This is a genomic window from Alteromonas sp. MmMcT2-5, assembly GCF_022348315.1.
In the GTDB taxonomy this organism is placed as follows: domain Bacteria; phylum Pseudomonadota; class Gammaproteobacteria; order Enterobacterales; family Alteromonadaceae; genus Alteromonas; species Alteromonas macleodii.
Window position 1 is genome coordinate 124567 of sequence record NZ_JAKRFB010000002.1, and the last position, 21262, is coordinate 145828.

The 21262-nt window shown below is 45.8% G+C and carries 11 protein-coding genes; 7 read left to right on the top strand and 4 right to left on the bottom strand.

From position 1 onward, the window contains the following. The first annotated feature begins 39 nt into the window (after positions 1-39). Positions 40-2031: an alpha/beta fold hydrolase gene (locus tag MHN09_RS02585; RefSeq protein ID WP_239238968.1), complete on the top strand. Its 1992-nt coding sequence runs from the start codon at positions 40-42 to the stop codon at positions 2029-2031. 140 nt (positions 2032-2171) lie between these two features. Beyond that, a complete protein-coding gene (locus MHN09_RS02590) occupies positions 2172-3419 on the top strand; it encodes a multidrug effflux MFS transporter (protein WP_061096227.1) in 1248 nt (415 codons plus the stop codon). Between the two features lie 133 nt (positions 3420-3552). Here MHN09_RS02590 and ilvC read toward each other — a convergent pair whose 3' ends face one another. Continuing rightward, positions 3553-5031: a ketol-acid reductoisomerase gene (gene ilvC, locus MHN09_RS02595; RefSeq protein WP_239238971.1), complete on the bottom strand. Its 1479-nt coding sequence runs from the start codon at positions 5029-5031 to the stop codon at positions 3553-3555. 157 nt (positions 5032-5188) lie between these two features. On the opposite strand from ilvC, the gene ilvY reads away from it, so the two are divergent. Continuing rightward, positions 5189-6061 (top strand): HTH-type transcriptional activator IlvY, encoded by an 873-nt coding sequence (ilvY, locus tag MHN09_RS02600; protein ID WP_156079065.1) that lies wholly within the window; start codon positions 5189-5191, stop codon positions 6059-6061. A gap of 20 nt (positions 6062-6081) precedes the next feature. On the opposite strand, the gene MHN09_RS02605 is transcribed toward ilvY, so the two are convergent. Both MHN09_RS02605 and MHN09_RS02610 read right to left on the bottom strand, forming a co-directional pair. Then, positions 6082-7596, bottom strand: coding sequence for a YifB family Mg chelatase-like AAA ATPase (locus tag MHN09_RS02605; RefSeq protein WP_239238974.1), 1515 nt, complete (start codon positions 7594-7596; stop codon positions 6082-6084). A gap of 209 nt (positions 7597-7805) precedes the next feature. Then, positions 7806-8423, bottom strand: coding sequence for a trimeric intracellular cation channel family protein (locus MHN09_RS02610; protein WP_014951393.1), 618 nt, complete (start codon positions 8421-8423; stop codon positions 7806-7808). Between the two features lie 442 nt (positions 8424-8865). On the opposite strand from MHN09_RS02610, the gene ilvD reads away from it, so the two are divergent. Next, positions 8866-10716: a dihydroxy-acid dehydratase gene (gene ilvD / locus MHN09_RS02615; protein ID WP_014977810.1), complete on the top strand. Its 1851-nt coding sequence runs from the start codon at positions 8866-8868 to the stop codon at positions 10714-10716. Continuing rightward, positions 10716-12269, top strand: a complete 1554-nt coding sequence (gene ilvA / locus MHN09_RS02620; RefSeq protein ID WP_239238977.1) for a threonine ammonia-lyase, biosynthetic — start codon at positions 10716-10718, stop codon at positions 12267-12269. Before ilvD ends, ilvA begins: the two co-directional genes overlap by 1 nt. A 245-nt stretch (positions 12270-12514) precedes the next feature. Here the strand turns inward: ilvA and plsB are convergent, their stop codons facing one another. Then, positions 12515-14968 carry a glycerol-3-phosphate 1-O-acyltransferase PlsB gene (plsB, locus tag MHN09_RS02625; protein ID WP_239238980.1) on the bottom strand — a complete coding sequence of 818 codons (2454 nt, stop codon included), beginning with the start codon at positions 14966-14968 and terminating at the stop codon, positions 12515-12517. 267 nt (positions 14969-15235) lie between these two features. On the opposite strand from plsB, the gene MHN09_RS02630 reads away from it, so the two are divergent. Then, complete coding sequence (locus tag MHN09_RS02630) at positions 15236-17521, top strand: diguanylate cyclase (protein ID WP_239238983.1); 2286 nt, start codon at positions 15236-15238, stop codon at positions 17519-17521. Between the two features lie 172 nt (positions 17522-17693). Next, positions 17694-21254 carry a hypothetical protein gene (locus tag MHN09_RS02635; protein ID WP_239238986.1) on the top strand — a complete coding sequence of 1187 codons (3561 nt, stop codon included), beginning with the start codon at positions 17694-17696 and terminating at the stop codon, positions 21252-21254. Positions 21255-21262 lie beyond the last annotated feature (8 nt).

Here is a 21262-nt window from a genome sequence, read left to right on the forward strand (position 1 = left end):
CTAAGTTCCACTAACAATAAAAAACAACAAGGGAATGTTATGTCTTCTAATAAGGCTCTCTTACCTACGACACTAGTTACTTTGCTACTGTTGGTTTGCTCTTTCTCCACACTGGGCGCAGATCAAACTAAGGCAGAACCCGAGTACGAAAAATTCAGTTCTTTGCCAACTTATTGGACTCCGTCGCTGTCACCCGATGGCTCAAAAATCGCTTTTGTTCAAAACGTTGAGCAAGAAGAAGCGTTTGCCATGCTTGCCACTTACGACTTAAAAAAGGGTGAAAAGCACTACCTACTGCGATCGGACAATGAACGCGTAAAAATTAACTGGTACAACTGGGTGAACAATGAACGGCTGGTGGTTAGCGCTCGTTACGAAACCCGCCGTGGCACCACGAAAGTTCACGACACACGGTTGTTAAGCATTAAGTTTGACGGTGAAGGCGGTGCATTCAACTTGGTTGAATGGGAGAGAATAAAGCGTCGAGCAGGTAACCCGAACCACATTCCTCAATTTCACGATGACGTTATCGACTGGCTGCCTGACGATCCAGAACATATTCTAATTGCCTTAGACGCTGAGGTGTTGGGGCTGCCGTCGGTTTACAAAATCAATGTTAATGATGGTGGCGTAAGTCGCATTATTCGCGGGAAAAAACGCATTAGAGATTGGATGACGGACCAACAAAATAACGTTCGTATAGGTGTTTCGCTTGATTACGATACAGGAGAGCGAGAAGTCTTTCTAAAAGAAGGAGACGATTGGCGCACCTTATTTGCTTACAACGCTATGTCTGACAAGGGTGAATACCCAGTTGGCTTTGCAAAAGACCCAAATATTCTTTATTTCAAAGGTTATAAAGGAGACTTCCGTGCATTGTACACCTTAAACCTTACTACTAATGAGCGAACAGAGGTGTATGCTGATGAAGGGTATGATGTTAATGGTAGCCTTATCTATTCACCGGTTACCCGAGATGCAATAGGAGTACGCCATGACGGTCGACATTATTGGGATGAACGTTACGTCGCTCTTCAAAATGGTATCGATGCTGGTCTTCCTGATTACGACAATACCTTAGTGAGCTTTAGCGACGACGAACAAACATATATTGTTTATTCAGAGTCGGACACCTTACCAGGAGTTTATTTGCTGGGTGACCGCAAAGAAGGCACGTTAGTGATGCTTTTTGAGCAGTATGCTCAAATAGATCCGGCAAAATTATCTGAGCATACGTTAATTGAATATGAAGCCAGAGACGGCATCAAAATCGAAGCGTATTTGACTTTACCAAAAGGTGAAGGCCCGTTTCCTACCATTATTCATCCCCACGGTGGCCCCGGAGCAAGAGATTTCAGTGGTTTCGACTATTGGACAGCGTATTTTACATCGAAAGGTTATGCAGTACTAAGGCCTAACTTTAGAGGTTCTAGAGGGTATGGGTACAGCTTTGCGCAAAGCCAAATGAAAGGTTGGGGCTTGGCTATGCAAGATGATATCACCGATGCGGCAAACTGGATGGTAGAGCAGGGGCACGCTGAGCAAGACAACATGTGTATTGTGGGCGCTAGCTATGGCGGTTACGCCGCCCTGATGGCAACTGTCAAAACCCCGGATCTGTTTAAGTGTGCGGTGAGCTTTGCTGGCGTAAGTTCACTTAAACACGTCATTATTCATTCTCGCCGTTTCCTGAACAACGAATTTGTGAAAAACCAAATTGGGGATGATTATGACGACCTTGAAGCGCGCTCGCCTTACTACAATGCGAAAGGAATAAAGACGCCAATTTTGCTGGTACATGGAGAGGAAGATAGAGTTGTCCCTCCACTTCATAGTCGCTACATGGCTGACGAGTTAGATGATTACGACAAAGTCTACAAGTATGTAGAGCTTGAAAGTGGCGACCACAATTTGTCTATTCAGCGAAATCGTCATATTTTCTTTAAGGAAATGGATGCATTTTTAGACCAACACCTTAGGCCAGAGAGTAAAGCGAGTGCTGCAACGGCAAACGTTTCAGCTTCCGAGTAACACCCGTTAAATGCACCAGTATTTACGACAAGATTTTGCTTGGCTGGCGGCTTTTTAACCAAGTTTCAGGTATACTCAACAAGGCGCGTTAATTTCGCGCCTTTTTAATTTCCCCCACTTTATTTCATATTCGAGACTTTATGCCCCAGACTTCTAATGGCGTATCTGAGGATACTGCAGTTGTGCAAAAGCCAGCGCTTGGCCTTGTTGAATTTGTTGCGCTAATGGCTACGATGACATCCCTTGTCGCGTTGAGCATTGACGCTATGCTGCCTGCGTTGATTCAAATTGGCGAGTCACTACAGGTCGCCGAGGCGCATCAAACCCACTTAATCGTTACCGTGTTCTTTTTAGGCATGGCACTGGGTCAAATGTTCTTTGGGCCTTTTTCCGATAGCCGCGGCCGTCGCCTAACTATATTAGTGGGCCTGTGTATTTTCGCCTTAGGTACATTTGTTTGCATGATGGCCACCAATTTGGAGACCATGCTGGTAGGTCGCGTTATTCAAGCATTTGGGGTGTCTGGGCCACGAATAGCCTCTATGGCAATTATTCGCGACCTTTACGTTGGCGATGCGATGGCAAAAGTCATGTCGTTTATCATGATGGTGTTTATATTAGTGCCTATGTTGGCGCCTATTATTGGGCAAACGGTGATGGAGTTGACCTCATGGTTCCATATTTTCACTATGTTTCTCATTGTGGCTACCATGGCCGGCATTTGGTTTTTTTCTCGTCAAGGGGAAACCTTGCCAAGAGCAAGGCGTAAAAAGTTTTCATGGGCGCAGTTTTTCGCATCTTCAAAGTTCATTCTAACTAACCCAGCAGTGATGGGTTACACCTTTGCCATGGGCTGTATTTTTGGGGCATTCTTGGCGTATTTAAGCGCTTCGCAAACCATATTTACTGTGTTTTACAACGTAGGTGAATGGTTTCCCTACATCTTTGCAACGCTTGCTTTTTCAATTGGTCTCGCCTCTTACTTTAACGGCAAAATGGTAATGCGTTTTGGGATGCGCAAGCTTTGTCGTTTTGCACTTAAAGGGGTTAACGGGTTTGCCGTTGTGTATTTAGTGTTGCTGTTGGCGTACGACGGCTTGCCGCCTTTAATTCCTACGGTTGCGGTTATGTTTGTAGGCTTTTTCTTTGTGGGCATACTGTTTGGTAACTTAAACGCCATGGCGATGCAGCCGCTTGGCGATATGGCAGGTTTAGGCGCGGCCATAATTGGCTCATTTTCTAGCCTTTTCTCGGTGCCTGTTGCACTGTTCGTCGACAGTTTCTTAAATGGAAATTTAATGCCTATCGGCTGGGGATTTCTCGTCTTTTTTGCTTTATCTTACGTATCCGTACGCTATGCTGAGCGCGTTCGTGAAGGTTCTATTTAGAAGGTGTATCGGCGTGTCGCAGAGGTCAGTTGCGTAAGAAAGATACTTATTAGCAGGCTTACGGACATAAAAAAGCCCGACCAAAATGGTCGGGCAAGAGGGCTTAGTTAAGCACCTAACGACAGAAACTGTCCTAACCTATGATGGCCTTCATGTCAGTCATGTAGCCACGTAAGGTCTTACCTACCGATTCCACACCGTGTGAGCGGATGGCTTCGTTAATTTCAACAAGGCGTTTGTTCTCTACCTGATTAGAAGTAGCGGCTAAACCCTTACCGATAACGCTGGTATCAATGGTAGGCATAAATTTCTCACGCAAAATTGGAATTGCTGCGTTAGCAAATAAATAGTTTCCGTATTCTGCTGTGTCTGAAATAACCACGTTCATTTCATACAAACGCTTACGTGCGATTGTGTTAGAAATAAGCGGTGTTTCATGCAGTGATTCATAGTACGCAGACTCAGGTAGAATACCGGCTTCAACCATTACGTCGAACGCAACTTCAACACCGCACTTGATCATGGCAACCAGTAAGATGCCATGGTCAAAGAATTCTTGTTCACTAATTTCACCTTCATAAGCCGGTGCGTTTTCAAACGCGGTTTCACCGGTTTCTTCACGCCACTTAAGCAGGTTCGCATCGCCATTCGCCCAGTCTTCCATCATGGTGCGAGAGAAGTCACCGCTGATGATGTCGTCTTGGTGCTTTTCAAATAGCGGACGAAGTAAATCAGTTAACTGCTCAGAAAGCTCAAACGCTTTCACTTTTGCAGGGTTTGATAGACGGTCCATCATGTTAGTCACACCGCCAATCTTAAGTGCTTCAGTTATAGCTTCTAGGCCGTACTGAATAAGTGCACCTGCGTATCCTGGCTCGATACCGTCATCAACCATTTTTTCAAACGCAAGTACCGCTGCAACTTGTTGCATACCACACAAAATGGTCTGCTCGCCCATGAGGTCAGATTTAACTTCAGCCACAAATGATGACTCAAGTACACCTGCGCGGTCACCGCCCGTTGCACTTGCAAGTGCTTTGGCCTGATCCCAACCTTTACCTTCAGGGTCGTTTTCTGGGTGTACAGCAATCAGAGTTGGTACACCAAAGCCACGCTTATATTCTTCACGTACTTCAGAACCCGGGCTTTTCGGCGCACACATGATTACTGTGATATCGCTACGAATTTGCTGGCCTTCTTCAACGATATTGAAACCGTGAGAGTAACCTAGCGTTGCACCTTCTTTCATAAGCGGCATAACGGCTTCGACTACGCTAGCGTGCTGCTTATCAGGTGTTAAGTTATATACTACGTCTGCTTCTGGAATGAGCTGTTGGTAAGTACCAACGGTAAATCCGTTACTGGTTGCGCGCTTATATGAGTCGCGTTGCTCATCAATGGCTGCTTGACGCAGCGCATAAGAAACATCTAACCCTGAGTCACGCATATTCAAGCCTTGGTTAAGGCCCTGCGCGCCGCAGCCTACAATGACAATTTTCTTGCCTTTTAAGAACTGACAACCGTCAGCGAATTCATCGCGTGCCATGAAACGGCAGCGGCCAAGCTGATCTAACTGCTGGCGAAGTGACAGGGTGTTGAAATAATTAGCCATAAAAATTTCCGAACAACATTCATTTTTGTCAATATCAAACACCGACCTTGGTGTTGACAGACCTCGTCTATGACGACTTGATATTGAGACTAAAAGATTTCTTTTGTTTTGGAAAATGATATATTTGCAAGATAATATTGCATAAAGTGAAATGTTTATGGATTTTCGCAGTCTACAGCTGTTCAATCACCTAGCTACCAGCCTACATTTTGGCATTACCGCCGAGGCCATGTATGTGTCGCCTTCTACGTTAAGCCGGGTTATTCAACGCCTCGAGGACGAGTTAGGCTGCACGTTGTTTAAACGTGATAACCGCAAAGTGGCGCTAACCCACAGTGGTCACAAGCTGCTGTCTTTTTCAAAGCAAGCGCTAAAAGATTGGCAGCAGCTAAAAGTCGACTTAAAAGAAGATAACGACGCATTGCAGGGAGAGCTCAGCGTATTTTGCTCGGTTACCGCTAGTCAAAGCCACTTACCCGCTATGCTTAGACAGTTCAGGCAACAGCACCCGGGTGTTGATATACGCCTAATTACCGGCGATCCTGCCCTTGCGATAGAAAAAGTGAAAGGCAAACAGTGCGACTTATCTATTGCTATCTACACCCCTGATATGCCGACAGATTTGCATTTCACTGCGCTTGATAATGTGCCTTTGGTACTTATTGCCCCAAGAGAGTGGCGACTTACTCAACTAAGCCAGTTGGACTGGACCAAACATCAGGTGATTATGCCTGAAACCGGCCCAACCCGTCGTACTGCCTACCACTGGTTTGCTGAACACGGTATTCGTCCAAATGTGTATGCTTATGTCGGCGGTAACGAGGCCATCGTGAGCATGGTTGCACTTGAATGTGGTGTGGGTTTTGTGCCTAAAGTGGTACTTGATCACTCCAGTATGGCCAATGCTGTAACCCAAATACCTGTTGAAGATATTGAGCCTTATGCCCTAGGATTGTGCTGCTTGCAGGATAAGCAAAACGAGCCGCTTATTAACGCCTTTATGCAGCTTAATTTGCAAGCGCGAGGCTAAGTTTAAGGCATAGCTGGTGCTCAGCTAGCGCTCAACTGTTTAATAAGGTTATCGAGGGCGCGATAGCCCAATGCTTCTGCAATGTGCGCCCGCGATACGGCGGGCTCATCTTCAAGATCTGCAATGGTTCTTGCCACTTTTAACGTGCGATGAAACACCCGCATAGACAAATTAAGCTGTTTAGCAGCGGCTTGTAAAAACTGCAAATCAGCGTCATCTAGCAAACATATATCGGCAAGCTCACCTGCGTGCAGCGCACCATTTGGCTTACCTTGCCGTAGCCCTTGTTTGTGACGCGCTGCAATGACTCGCTCTCGCGTTGCGTGTAACGAGTCGTCAGGTCTATTGGCACGCTCTGGCAGGTCGTAGTCAGGTAGCCGAGGCACTTCGACTTGTATATCAATTCTATCAAGCAGTGGGCCCGATAACCGGTTCAAGTAGTTGAGCTGTTGCTGCGGGGTTAGTCGGTTATCATCAATATCACCCGTCGGGCTTGGGTTCATTGCCGCTACTAATTGAAAGTTGGCGGGGTATGTGGCGCTTCCTGAAGCACGAGACAAATGCACGTCGCCAGTTTCAAGTGGTTCGCGCAATACATCCAGTGCCTTTCGCCCAAATTCAGGGAGTTCGTCTAGAAACAAAATACCATTGTGAGCCAGCGATATTTCACCCGGTACAGGGTTTGAGCCACCACCAGTAAGCGCCACCGCAGAGCTAGTATGATGGGGCGAGCGGAGGTGGCGAGTTAGAAAACGCTCTGCATGCAGTTTTTCGCCTTTCACAGAGTGAATGGCAGCCACTTCCAACGCTTCTTCCTCGCTCATATCGGGTAATAGCGATAGCATTCGGCTGGCGAGCAGGCTTTTACCTGTGCCAGGAGGCCCTACCATAAGTAAATTATGCGAACCACTTGCCGCAATAATCAGGGCTCGTTTGGCTTGCTCTTGACCGATAATATCGTCCCAACCAGTTGAAGCGCTGCGTGATGAATGAGAAGTGAAAGGCTGGCCTTTAGCAAGTTTTTTGTTGCCGGTAAGGTGTTCATAAACAGACAATAAATCGAAAGCGGGATAGCGCGTTGCGTGAGAAACCAATGCGGCCTCTACGTCATTATCCCCCGGGTATACAAGCGCAATGTCTTCGTTTGCGGCTGCCATTACCACAGGAATTAGCCCATTTACCGGCTTTATTTCACCGTTTAATGCAAGCTCACCCACAAAGGCAATGTTCAGAAGACTAATGTCTGAGATGTAGCCCGACGCAGCTAAAATACCGACGGCGATGGGAAGGTCGAACCGCCCGCCAAACTTGGGAATATCTGCCGGCGCTAAATTAACGGTTATTCGTTTTGCGGGAAACTCAAAACCACTGTTTATAAGGGCGCTGCGTACCCGCTCTCGCGCTTCTTTAACGCTGGTTTCTGCCATGCCGACCAGTTGAAAAGCAGGTAAACCATTAGCTAAGTGAATTTCTACACTTACCTCTGGCGCTGACACGCCCTGCCCTGCAAAGGTCTTAACGACAGCCATTCCCATAATCTAAACAACCCCCTTTCCTTTCATACTTATTGTTTGAGCTTTAAAAATGCAAAAGCCTCGGCGTGCCCAATAGAATTAGCCAACGCATTAGGCGTAAACTTTAGATAGAGTAGAGAGAAGATGTAACTGTACTAACGATGGGATTTACTGAGAGTGCATAAAACGCTTGGCATGTAATGATCCTGCTCAGCAAACTTAGGCTAGTGCTAGTGGTGGTCGTTGTAGAAAACGGGCAGCTGCCAATGCCAGCGCATGGCGCCAAGCCTAAACAGTACGGTTGTGACAAGGGCCGCAATACCACACCACTGTGTGGCGAGTTCCATTTGCATGCCTATTCCATAAACCACGCCCCCTGCAATACAGGTCATTGCATACAGTTCGCCGTTGAGTACCAGCGGTACCTCTCGGCAAATAACGTCCCGTAACAAACCGCCAAACACGCCGGTAATGGTGCCCATGGCAACCGCCACGGCCATGCCTGTGTCGTTTGCCAAGGCTTTCTCTATGCCTACTACGTTAAACAGCGCCAGCCCGAAAGCATCGGCAATTAATAAATAGTGAAAAGGAAAGCGTGGACTAATACGCAGCCAGATAATGGGTATAAAGGCGGCTATCAGTGTGGTGTATAAATAATCGGTATCGGCAATCCAGAAGACCGGGACATCTAACATGACATCACGCAGTGTTCCGCCGCCAATGGCGGTTGCGCTGGCAAGCACGACCACGCCAAATCCATCCATACGCTTTTGATAGGCCATCAGGGTGCCGGAAATTGCGCACACTGCAACCCCTGCTAAGTTTAACCAATGAAACCAATCAAACATCTTCTTGTACCCTTTTACTACCCTTAAAAACTCGCCATTCCTACCGCAAAATACTTGATCAGGCCTTATGTTTCATGCTATTTCTTTGCCCAATATCGAAACGTACTGTTGAGATTACGGTGCGTGATATTGAGTGATGAGGTAAAGCCATAACCTCTAACGAACAACATTTCATAATTACAATGCCAATGGATATAGGTATTGTATGTCAAATATATCATATAAAACAAAGCGCTACTGATGTGTTAGCAGTTAGGCTTTGTTGCTCCTCGCTTTGAACGACCTTAGATGATGTGTTACATCATCAGTATGACATGCAATTTTGAGTAAAACAGCGCGTATTGGAAGTTGAGCCAAAGCATTACTGGTTTACCACTGTTTTTTAGTTTCACAAAAAGGTCTAGCGCCTAAACCTAGAACCTTAAATTAACGGGAAGGATTTATGCCCAAGTTACGTTCAGCAACTACCACCCAAGGTAGAAATATGGCGGGAGCTCGCGCGTTATGGCGAGCAACTGGAATGAAAGACTCTGATTTCGGCAAGCCTATTATTGCTATTGCGAACTCATTTACGCAGTTCGTACCTGGGCATGTTCACCTAAAAGATCTCGGCCAATTAGTGGCACGCAGCGTTGAAGAAGCGGGTGGTGTGGCGAAAGAATTCAACACTATCGCAGTGGATGACGGTATCGCCATGGGGCACAGCGGTATGCTGTATAGCTTACCATCTCGAGAAATCATTGCTGATGCAGTGGAATACATGGTGAACGCACATTGCGCCGATGCCATCGTTTGTATTTCTAACTGCGACAAGATTACCCCGGGAATGCTAATGGCGTCTATGCGCTTGAACGTACCGGTCATTTTTGTGTCTGGGGGCCCAATGGAAGCGGGTAAAACCAAGCTTTCAGACCAGCTTATTAAACTAGACTTGGTTGACGCCATGGTAGCGGCTGCTGACGACAAAGTTAGCGATGCTGATACCGACGAAATTGAGCGCTCAGCCTGCCCTACCTGCGGCTCATGTTCAGGGATGTTCACCGCGAACTCCATGAACTGTCTAACCGAAGCGTTAGGTTTATCCTTGCCGGGCAACGGCTCTATGCTGGCTACCCACGCCGACCGTGAAGGTTTATTTAAACAAGCGGGCAAACAAATTGTTGAGCTGTGCAAGCGTTACTACGGCGACGATGATGACAGTGTATTACCACGTAATATCGCTAACTTTAAGGCTTTTGAGAATGCCATGAGCTTGGATATTGCCATGGGTGGGTCGACCAATACCATTTTGCATCTGTTAGCAGCGGCAATGGAAGGCGAAGTGCCGTTTACTATGGCAGACATCGACAGATTGTCTCGCAAAGTCCCTCACCTATGCAAAGTGGCACCTTCAACACCCAAATATCACATGGAAGACGTACACCGAGCGGGTGGCGTTTTGGGTATTTTGAACGAGCTAAATAAGGCTGGCTTGCTGAACACCGATGTTAATCATGTTTTAGGAAAACCGCTTACCGACGTTATCAGCGAGTGGGACATCACTAACCCTGAAAACGAAGACGCTATTACCTTTTATCGCGCGGGTCCTGCGGGTATTCGCACGACAAAAGCATTTAGCCAAGATTGTCGCTGGGACGAAGCCGATGACGACCGCGAAAACGGCTGCATTCGCTCTATCGACCATGCGTTCAGTCAAGAAGGTGGCCTAGCCGTGCTTTACGGTAATGTGGCTGAAGATGGCTGTATTGTAAAAACGGCTGGCGTAGATGAGTCTATTCTTAAATTCAACGGAACTGCGAGAATCTACGAAAGCCAAGATGATGCGGTAGCAGGTATCTTGGGCGATGAAGTAAAAGCCGGTGATGTGGTCTTCATTCGCTACGAAGGTCCCCGCGGCGGCCCGGGTATGCAAGAAATGCTGTACCCAACGTCTTACTTGAAATCTAAAGGGTTAGGCAAGCACTGCGCTTTGGTAACAGACGGACGCTTTAGTGGCGGTACCAGTGGGTTGTCTATAGGTCACTGCTCACCTGAAGCCGCCAGTGGTGGTGGCATTGGTCTAGTGGAAGATGGCGATAAAATTGAAATAGATATCCCCAATAGAAGTATCAATATTGCTATTAGCGATGAAGAATTAGCAGAACGCCGCGCGAAAATGGAAGCCAGTGATAAGCCTTGGAAGCCGAAAGATCGCGTTCGTGAAGTCTCCACATCTCTTAAAACCTTTGCGGCGTTAGCAACCAGTGCCGATAAAGGTGCAGTGCGTGATGTGACTAAGCTGGAAAATCTATAATGGCAGCCGAACACGTTAGCGATCATGAATATTTGAAGAAGATCTTACTTGCCCCTGTTTACGATGTAGCAGTGGCAAGTGAACTTTCCTATATGTCTTTGCTTTCAGCCGAGCTTGGCAATGAAATTTTTCTGAAACGCGAAGATCAGCAGCCGGTAAAAAGCTTTAAGCTGCGCGGTGCCTATAACCGTATTTGCTCACTAAGCGACGAGCAATTGCAAGCTGGCGTAATTGGCGCCTCGGCGGGTAATCATGCGCAAGGCTTAGCGTACAGTGCAAAAATGAAAGGTATTCAGGCGACTATTGTCATGCCTGAAACCACGCCTGATATCAAGGTAGACGCAGTACGACGCTTCGGCGGTGAAAACGTGAATGTGGTATTGCATGGCACCAGCTTTGATCAAGCAAGTAGCCATGCAAAAGCATTATGTGAGACCCACGGTTATACCTTTGTTCCGCCCTTTGACGACCCCGATGTCATTGCAGGGCAAGGTACAGTCGCGCGAGAGTTGCTAGAGCAAAACCCACACCTCGATATCTTATTTATTGCTGTGGGTGGCGGTGGTTTAGCCGCTGGTATTGCGGTTTACTTAAAGCAACTAAAACCAAGCATAAAAATCGTTGCGGTAGAGTCGGAAGAATCGGCCTGTTTCATTAAAGCAAAGGCGCAAGGCGCGCCTACCGAGCTTGAAAGCGTCGGCATTTTTGCTGATGGCGTTGCTGTTAAAGTGATGGGGCAGGAAACTTTCCGTCTGTGTAATCGTTTAATTGATGAAACCATTACGGTTACTAATGATGAAATATGCGGAGCAATTAAGGATATCTTTGATGATACCCGTGTTATTGCAGAGCCTGCGGGCGCATTGTCGGTGGCGGCAATTCGCAAGTACGCTAAGCAACACGAACTCAAAGGTAAGAAGTTAGGCGGCATTCTGTGTGGCGCAAACATCAACTTTCATACCCTTCGCTATGTGTCTGAACGCTGTGAATTAGGTGAGCAGAAAGAAGCGGTCTTTGCGGTTAAAATTCCTGAAAACAAAGGTGCGTTTAAACAGTTTTGCGAGTGCGTTGGGGCAAAAGCAATCACAGAATTTAACTATCGCTATGCCAGTGAGAGCGAAGCACATATTTTCGTGGGCGTTAAGCTTAAAGGCGGGCAGCAAGAGTTTGCTGCACTGCAAAGCGACCTTGAAAGCAAAGGGTATGACTGCGTTAACTTAACCGATAATGAGTTAGCGAAGCTCCATGTTCGTCACATGGTTGGTGGCCGTCCGCCAACTATTCTCAACGAGCAAGTCTTCAGCTTTGAATTTCCTGAGCGTCCGGGTGCGCTACTGAACTTCTTAAATACGTTAGGTGAACAGTGGAATATTACCCTATTTCACTATCGCAACCATGGCGCAGCAGAAGGTTTGGTATTGGCAGGCTTTGATATCGCACCAGAAAGTAGAGATGACTTTAACCAGCATGTTGCTGAGTTAGGCTATAAGGTTGAAGAAGTAACAGACAACCCCGCCTATCGTTTTTTCCTGTCGCAACCAGCGAAGGTCTAAATAGCGAAACAGGCGAAACGAGCCTATCTCCCGTTTTCGCTTTGTATTGCTTCGCGTTAAGCGCAGGTTTACCGGGGAGCGATACGAAGCGGCACTATCTAGCGTCTATCTATCAATGAAGTATGGGGATTTTCAATGCCTGCCAAGATAGATTGACGCGCAATAAAAAGCCCATGCAGTAGCATGGGCTTTCTCTTTTTACCTAAGCTCCGTAGTGCTGGCAAATTCAGCCAGCTAGCGTCGCCTTAATTCGAAGCGTTTAGTGTAACGTTCTCCAAATGCTGCATCATTTCTGGCCAAATCAGGGCCATAACGTCAGCGCGTAAGGCTTCACACTCTTCTGAGTACTTCAAGCTGCCATCTTTTTCAGAGTCCAGCCAGTGGTTTTCTTTCAATGCACTAATAAAGCTAGACAACACGTTCTTATCGTAAAACTCTGGTGAGCTTAGCCCGTAGAGAGCAGATAAGCGTTCAGCCACTTGCTTACTTTCGCGCTCAAGCGCACTTCGGCTAATCACTTTTTCTTTATCAAGAATGGTCAATACCACCGCGTAACGCTGAAGCGTTTCCTGCATGCATCGGCTTAACAGCCATGCTGAGTGGAATTGTTTGCAGTGTGCATCTGGCGGCAACAGTTCATCGCTCTCCTGACGCAACAATCCTTTGTTTAGTAGTGCTGTTATAAGCGCATCAGTATGCGCAAGCGCTTCATCTTGGGTAAGGTGCAAGAACAGCTCTTTTTGCAGCAACGGATAAAGCGCCGCAATAAGCTGAAAAATACTGTTCTTCGTGGTGCCTTTCTTCGCGAAGATAGACGCCATAATAAGACCTGGGATCGCGAATAAATGCAAAATGTTGTTGCGATAATAAGTAAGGTATACCGCTGATTTTGGTTGAGGACTGATCAAACGCCCATAATCGTCTTCTTTTACGTCAAAGCGGCCTAATTTCAGCGTATCGCGCAGTAGCTCTTCCGCTGATGAATCTGGAATGGTGGCATCATCGCTGAACGGTACCGCTTTAAACAAGTCCATGAAATCGCCCATTGCTTGTTTTAACTCAGCTTCACTCATGGTCTGTCGTTTAGAAGACAGTAAGCATAACGACGCTAACGCCATACCATTTAATGCCGCTGCGCGATTAATTCGCGTCATGACATTATTGGCCAGTTCGTTAACCGCAGGTGTCAGCCACGCTGGTTTTTTCTCTGGCTCGGCATCGCGACAATCTCGCCAGTTAGGCACATGATTTTCAAGAAACTGGTTAAGCGCAATGGGTTCGCCAAAATTCACATATCCGTGACCATAATTCTTGAGTTTACGAATAGCCGAGAACACCTGAAGGTTAGATTCTTTTTTCTTCTTAGAGCCTTTGAGTTCGTTCAAATAGCTCTTCACTTCCATCACGTTCTCATAGCCGATGTAAACAGGCACTATGCTTACAGGGCGGTTAACCCCTTTGAGCATGGCTTGAATGGTCATGGCTAGCATACCGGTTTTAGGTGGGATCAAACGGCCGGTTCGGCTGCGGCCACCTTCGGGATAGTATTTTACCGAATAGCCTTTGTTAAACAGCAGCTCTAGATATTCTCTGAATACAGCTGTGTAGAGCTTGTTGCCTGCAAAACTGCGGCGTAAGAAAAAAGCACCGCCACGACGGAACATTTTTCCAACCGGCCAAAAGTTCAGATTGATACCTGCAGCGATATGTGGCGTAACCATACCCTCGTGATAAATCACGTAAGTCAATAATAGGTAATCCATGTGACTACGGTGGCACGGTACGTAGATGATTTCATGACCATTAGCCGCCAATTCACGAATGCGATCGGCATGACCTACACTAATACCGTTATAAATTTTGTTCCAGATTCGGGTAAGTAGTCTGTCGCCAAAACGAATTAGCCCTTCGCGGTAGTCTGCCGCGATTTCTGTGATGTAGGTTTGGGCAGTCTCTTTCGCTTTTTCATGAGACACTTTCTTACTTCTTGATTCCTCAGCAATAGCGCGACGCACTGCATCAGAGCCCAACACACTATTATTGAGTTCTTGGCGCTCTAACAGCGTAGGGCCAGTCATGCTTTGGCGTTTTCTTTGAAAGTGAGTGCTTGCTACGCGCACAAGCTTGTGTGCAATGCTTTGGTCACTACCATGTTGATTGGACATCGCGCGTGCAGAAACGGCTTTAGAGTAGTTAATAAAGTTGTCGCGGCCCAAAAACAGCACAATGAACAACTTACGAAGCCAACTTGGCGCCGCTTTATCAGCAATGAGATCGCTTAAGCCTGGCTTTCCACGACCCGGGGCACGGCCCCACGTCACATAGACAGGAACAACTTGTAAATCTAGGTTTTCATGGTCTCTATGCAAATGAAAGAGGTCAGTAAAAACGTCTTCAATTCCCGTATCTTTAGCCGACGAGCGGAAAAGGGGCTGGGTTTTACGTAAAAATAAGGTCGACGAATACTCTCGCCCCGCTAATGTAAGGGTTTCTGTAGGACTAGGTAAACCTAGCGCTTTAGTCGACATTCTCAGTGCAAGTTGGTCAGTCACTGAGTTGGTGGGGAGTAGATAAACGATAGGTTTACTTTTATCTATTCCTAATTCGGTTTCAACGTTAACTGGAATGCTGTGGGCTTTAACCAGTAACTTAACAGGATAATGAAATACCGACAGAAGGGCTTTTCGCATCCACGACATGAATTATGTAATCCTATGAAATAAAAACGGGTGAAGTGTAACACAAACGCGTCACAATCTCGCGACAAGCCAATTTCATCGCTTCTCATGCTGTAATGACTATCCATAACATGGGAAGTTCAAAAGCGCTCTTCTCCTTTTCTTTTGAGTCACAGCCATTTCTATAATGGGTTCGAATACAGAGAACGTAACATTAGCTGTATTTAATTGCGGTACAGCCGGACTGTTACTACTTTTATAAGGGCAAATGAATATGAGCAAGCAGTAGTGGATGATCAAAGCCGGTTAAAGACAATTGATGACTTTATGCTCAATAGCGAAGTGCCGCTAGATCTTGATGATTTAATGATGGTGCTCGCAGAGGCATACAAGGTGCCGATCGCACTCATTGGCGTCGTCGGAGAGTTTGAAGAAACCTTTAAAGCACACTACGGAACCACTCTTTCTAAAGTCACTCGTGAACATGCGTTTTGTAGTCACGTCGTTGAAGAGCGCAAGCAGGTGGTTGTTAGCAACGCGCAAGAAGATCCACGGTTTATGCATAATCCTCTCGTCACCGGAGAGCCTCACATTTGTTTTTACGCAGGAACGCCGATCGAGATAAATGATCAGGTAATCGGTGCCGTATGTTTAATTGATACCGTGCCAAGAGAAATAGACGCAAAACACTTAGAAGTTTTAGAGAGAATAGGTGCTTTGGTTAGTCAGCATATTTCGCTTTCAAGAGAACACGAAGCGCTTAAACGCGAGCATGGGCTTATTGAGAAGTCTCCTATTGTGTTGGCAACGTGGCGCTATGATACGTCGTTGAGGCTGGTGTATATCTCGAAAAATAGTGAGCGTGTATTGGGAGTTTCACCCCAAGATTTGCTCACTGGAACGGTGGCATTGAGTGAGGTGCTGTCTGAGGAGGCGGAGGGTGATTTTACCTTTGCTATGCAGGCCCACATGGAAGGTGTGGAAACGCACACCTGCCGTCTTCAGATAAAGACGCCAACGCGTACTATTTGGGTGAGCATGATATCAACGGCAAATTTTCGCGAAGACGGCATGTTGTACTCGGTTCAAGCATTTTTGTTTGACACTAGTGACCAAAAGTATGTGGAAGATAAACTCAACAAAACCAATCAGCGGATGCGTTTATTACTCGAGGCTTCAGAGTTAGGAACATGGGACTGGAACTTGGCCGCCGATGTTAATCAAGTCAACAAGCGCTGGTGCGACATTGTTGGTCTTGAGTATGAATACTATGACAGTGGCTCCCGCTTTTTTAGACAGCTCATTCATCCCGCGGATTACGTCAAAGTTGAAAAGCAGCTCAACATGCATCTAATTGGTAAGAGCAAAGTCTTTAACACCACATTTCGCATGAAACACACTGATGGCTCTTGGGTTTGGGTTGAAAGTTATGGGAAAACCGTTGAGACAGATGCCCAAGGTAAGCCGGTTCGTATAGCAGGTATTCACAGAGATATAACGCAGCGAATGGAAAGCGAACTGCATGAGAGAAAGAAAACCCAGCTCCTTCAATTTATCAATAAAACCCGGGTATCATATCTGCAAAACAATGACTTGACGATGGCGTGTCAGTCCGTACTGGCTGAACTCATAGATATCTCAGATAGCCAGTTTGCCTTTGTCGGCCAAATGAAAGGAGACGGTAGCTCATCTAGACTTTTCATTCATGCGATTTCTGAAATTGTTTGGGATAACAGTAGCTTTTCTCAATATGCAGAGTACAAAAAACGAAACCTCTACTTTAGTAACTTCGATAACCTTTTTGGAACCTCAATTTTAACGGGAGAAGTTACCATTAGTAATGCGCCAAACAGTCACCCTAATTCCAAAGGTGTTCCGCACGGTCATCCGCGCATTAGCCGATTTTTAGGCCTACCAATAAAAGTGAAAGATAAAGTAGTGGGAATGGTCGGTTTAGCGAATAAGTTTGATACCTACACTGACGAAGATGCTGAGTTTCTGCAGCCCTTTTTAGATGCTTTGGCTGGCTTGTTCTACGCAGTAGAGCTTGAGGAAGCCCGAGCCGTTGCTGAAGAGAAGCTTAGGCATTTGGCGATGACTGATTCTTTAACGGGCCTTTATAACCGACGCGCGTTCCTTGACGAGTGCATCTCATTTTCAAAACAACATTGTCGAGGATGTGTTGCTATCGTCGATATTGATCACTTCAAAAAAGTAAACGATACCTACGGTCACGATGCTGGAGATCAGGCGCTTATTGCTGTTGCAAGAAAAATAGCTAAACATAATCAAACGCCAAATGTCGTGGCTCGATTAGGAGGAGAAGAGTTTGCAATAGTCATGATAGGTGACAAGAAAGAAGAGATCCATAGGCAGCTAGAAGCACTGCGCATTGCTGTTGAAGAAGGAAGGGTGACCTACAAGACAGACACGATGAATTTATCGATCAGCATTGGCGCAACATTTATCAAAGACACCTTTGAGGCGGATTTCAGCGCCCTCTTATCGCTTGCTGACAAGGCGCTGTACAGAGCCAAGAAGCAGGGCAGAAACCAAGTCGTATGGGATGAATAATAATAGTACGTGGCTTCGCCTACATTAAATATAAGCGTATACGCTCAAGGCGCTGTTGCTAGATTGATAAAGTTAAGTTATAAAAAACGAATATTTTATTAAACTTAATAATTAGGCTTGTTTTGAGCTTCTAACTAAAAAGCCGACATGCCTTTTAAATCAGGGACGATGTATGAAAACTTCGCGCTTGGGTTTTTCTGGCCTTTTTTCTCTTTTAGCTCTAACTGCGTGTGGTGGTGGAGGTGGCTCTGATTCTTCTCCACCTACAAACCCACCACCTCCACCTGAGCCGACAGCACTAGAAATTTTATCAAATCCTTTAGATTACTCAGAGTCACGACTAAACTCGGCGGCAACCACCTATGCTGATGCGAACTACAGTGGAGAAACGAAAGTCTCTACTGTGGATATCAGCGCAGTACAAGAGGTTTACATCACGCTCTTTGGTGACAATACAAGTGGCTCACCCTATGTAGATCAATATGATATCTACACCTTCCTAGATGAGAACGGCAACGTTGAAGGTACGACCGAGTGCTATGAATCAGGATCAGTAACATACTCAGGTAAGCTTGATGAAGACACGGGTAAAGGAACGATTACTGTAGACTATGATCAGTGCATTCAATATTACGACTCCACTCGGTATGACGGACAATTTTCGCTAGTTATTACTGACGCAGGTGAAAACAGCTCCGAAGTAACGTCTTATTTCACTACTTTGTCTATGCTAGACGGTGGCGTGCGCACAACATTAAAAGGCTACTTAAGTGTTGATTTTCGCTACCGCCCACAAACAGGTACGTTTTATGAAGAGACGAGGCAGTATCTTACTGTCACGCACAATGGTGAAACTTACAAGGTCAGTGGCACATCAGCAGAAGGGGTGACAAACAACACCTTCGTGTCTGAACTAAATGGTTCAATCTACATTGCGTCTAAAGGCAAATTGGACTTTGCGTATTCTTCTGATCAGGGCGACCTTCCCTATTCGTCATCTGGCTCGCTGGTCGTAAAAGGAGATAAAACGGCTGGAATTGACGTTATTGATGGCGCAGTTCGCTATGGCGAAGATAACAACGGCGATGATATTTACGATGTAGGTGTATACTTTAATAATCTAACAGCGTTTGCCAGCGGAAATCATACTGGCCTTGCGCTTTCAGATATCGATGCGATATCCGTACCTCCTGTAGTGAATCAGCCTTATTACTATGCCTATGAGACTGTCTATACCACAGATGAAGTCACCGTTGAGCCTGGCTACTATCATGATTCAGATACTCCCGACTCAGAGCTGGTGATTTCGTTTCGCTGGTATGTAAATGGTGTAGTCCTTGACGATGTTAATGGTACCACGCTGCCACCTTACAGCGCAGTCTTCGGTGATGAAGTTAAAGTTACCATGGTGGTGTCAGACGGTATTAACGTTGTTGAATCCCAGCCTACTTTCGTTGAGATCGACAATTCTCCTATGACGCTCACTGCATCGAATATGCCTGAAGTAGTAACTGCGGGCGGATACGTAGAGTTTACCGTATCGATGAGTGACCCAGACAGAGTTGACGATGACGTCGCGGGACAGCTTATTTCAGCGCCTCCCGGTGCTTCGTTAAATGCGGAAGGTCTGATGACCTGGAATGTACCTGCGAATCAACTTTTCAACGCTCAAACTTATATGTTTAGTTTCGCTAGCTTAGACGGAACTGAATCCCAACAAACGCTCGAAATCACTTCTTATGCGGACAAGGCCCCGGCTTATGCTCGTACTACTGTGATGACACCAATTTATAATCATGGCTTTGCTATTGCTTCGACCAATGGTGCAAGTGAACTTATCACGGTAAATGCTCGCAACGTGGGCGCATTTTCGCTAGAAGGCAATACGCTTAAAAATACCTATGTGTATCCGTATAAACTGCCAACTAAAGGCGAAATTAGAAGCGTGCATACCCAAGATGTTGATGGTGACAATAATGATGAAATCTACCTTCTTACTCAACAGGGATTGTCTGTAATAAAAGACCGCGAAAGTAACGCAGAAGCGGTGTTTATTATTGAAGATAGTATTATTTCTGGCTTATTTTACGACATCAATGGTGACGGAGTTGATGAAGTTGCTTATTTATATGGGAGCGAATATTACAATGCGACTTCTATTGCCATTGTAGATGTTCGCACAGGTGAGCAGTTGCAACAGTACGATATTGACGGCGTCAATAACCTTGCTTTTGGTAACGTAGATGATGACGCATCGATAGAAATGGTAACGAACAATGGTTATGTATTTGATATCGAAAGCGGTGCCAACCAATGGCTATACGGTAGCGGGTTCAGCGACGCATTTGTTGTGCTGGGTGATATGAATAACGATGGTGTAGATGAAATCATCGGTGCCGATAGTTGGAATGATATCTCAATCTACTCAGCAGTATCGAAAAGCAGTTTGGCAACGGCGGAACATGGTGACATTTGTGATATCGCCTATAGTAAAGAAAACCCAGCTACAGAAGGAATAGTGGTTGTCTCCGAGTGTCAGTGGGGACAAGTTAGAGGTTTTGCATTAGAAGCGGGACAAATCTCTGAGCAGTGGGCTCTTAACCACAACACTTACAGTGGCATGTCACTTCTCATTGACGATTTAGACAATGACAATGTGGACGACATTATTTGGACTGGTGAGAATCAAATTTTAGTAGCGCAACAAGATGCCAACGGTGAATATGCCTTGTCAGATATAAAAGGTGCGCCGCGCGCGAGTAGATATCATGCCGCGGGTTGGGCACCTTATGGCGATAATGATGAAAGAGCCGTCTTTGTTAGCGATACAAGTAGTTACGAATCATCTATTCAGATTTTATCGGTAGATAAAGAGGATAACTTTGCGATAAGTGCTGAGGTTGGCGAAGATGTCTATAACTATAGCAAACCGGTCGTTACAGACTACAACAATGACGGTGTGGGTGAGTTACTAATAGGGGCACTGGATTATAGTTCGTCGTTTAATGTCGTGAGACTTACAGATAACGCTATTCAGTGGACACTGAACAATAATCAGAATAGTGAAATTTCGTTTATTGAAGCCATTGACGTAAATAACGATAGTTACGCCGATGCAGTTATTATTGAGAACAATCGACTTAAAGCGTTTGATATCGAGAATCAGGTGCTTATCGACTCAATCATTAACGATTTTTCAATTAATGCGCTTGCTGCCTCTGAAAAAGACGGTGTGCATTATTTTGCTGTTGGGGGCTATAGTTCGCTCAAGCTCTATAAAATGCAGGATGGTGAATTTGTTGGATTGAATGAATTGGAAACCAATTGTGACCAATTGCTCACGGTAAATTTTGATAGTGATAGCGAACTTGAATTTGCGTGTTTAAATAGAAACTACAACACCATCAATGTTTATGACGTGGCGAGCGATGCATTAGAACTCAAAGACGCTATAGCACCGTCATTCTACCCTCAGTATATAGCGGCTGTTCCAACGACGTCGTCTAATCAGTCGATTCTCGCTATCTACCAGCCTAACGAGAATGACTATTCGTACAATTATTATGACAGCATCGCATATCGCGTGGTTGAGGTTGATAATAAAGGCAATGTGGTGTGGCAAAGCCCTGGACTTGGGCTCGATAATGTTGAAGGCATGCGCACACGTCAAAATAGTGATGGGGAGCTGGAGTTACAAATTAGTAACCCGAACATGGCTCTTCTCGTAAAATAAGAGGAAAG

Excerpts from the sequence above, each read along its gene's own strand:
- ilvA (WP_239238977.1), top strand. The coding sequence starts at position 10,716 with ATGGCAGCCGAACACGTTAGCGATCATGAATATTTGAAGAAGATCTTA.
- MHN09_RS02635 (WP_239238986.1), top strand. The coding sequence starts at position 17,694 with ATGAAAACTTCGCGCTTGGGTTTTTCTGGCCTTTTTTCTCTTTTAGCT.
- ilvC (WP_239238971.1), bottom strand. The coding sequence starts at position 5,031 with ATGGCTAATTATTTCAACACCCTGTCACTTCGCCAGCAGTTAGATCAG.
- MHN09_RS02610 (WP_014951393.1), bottom strand. The coding sequence starts at position 8,423 with ATGTTTGATTGGTTTCATTGGTTAAACTTAGCAGGGGTTGCAGTGTGC.
- ilvY (WP_156079065.1), top strand. The coding sequence starts at position 5,189 with ATGGATTTTCGCAGTCTACAGCTGTTCAATCACCTAGCTACCAGCCTA.
- ilvD (WP_014977810.1), top strand. The coding sequence starts at position 8,866 with ATGCCCAAGTTACGTTCAGCAACTACCACCCAAGGTAGAAATATGGCG.
- MHN09_RS02605 (WP_239238974.1), bottom strand. The coding sequence starts at position 7,596 with ATGGGAATGGCTGTCGTTAAGACCTTTGCAGGGCAGGGCGTGTCAGCG.
- plsB (WP_239238980.1), bottom strand. The coding sequence starts at position 14,968 with ATGTCGTGGATGCGAAAAGCCCTTCTGTCGGTATTTCATTATCCTGTT.
- MHN09_RS02585 (WP_239238968.1), top strand. The coding sequence starts at position 40 with ATGTCTTCTAATAAGGCTCTCTTACCTACGACACTAGTTACTTTGCTA.
- MHN09_RS02590 (WP_061096227.1), top strand. The coding sequence starts at position 2,172 with ATGCCCCAGACTTCTAATGGCGTATCTGAGGATACTGCAGTTGTGCAA.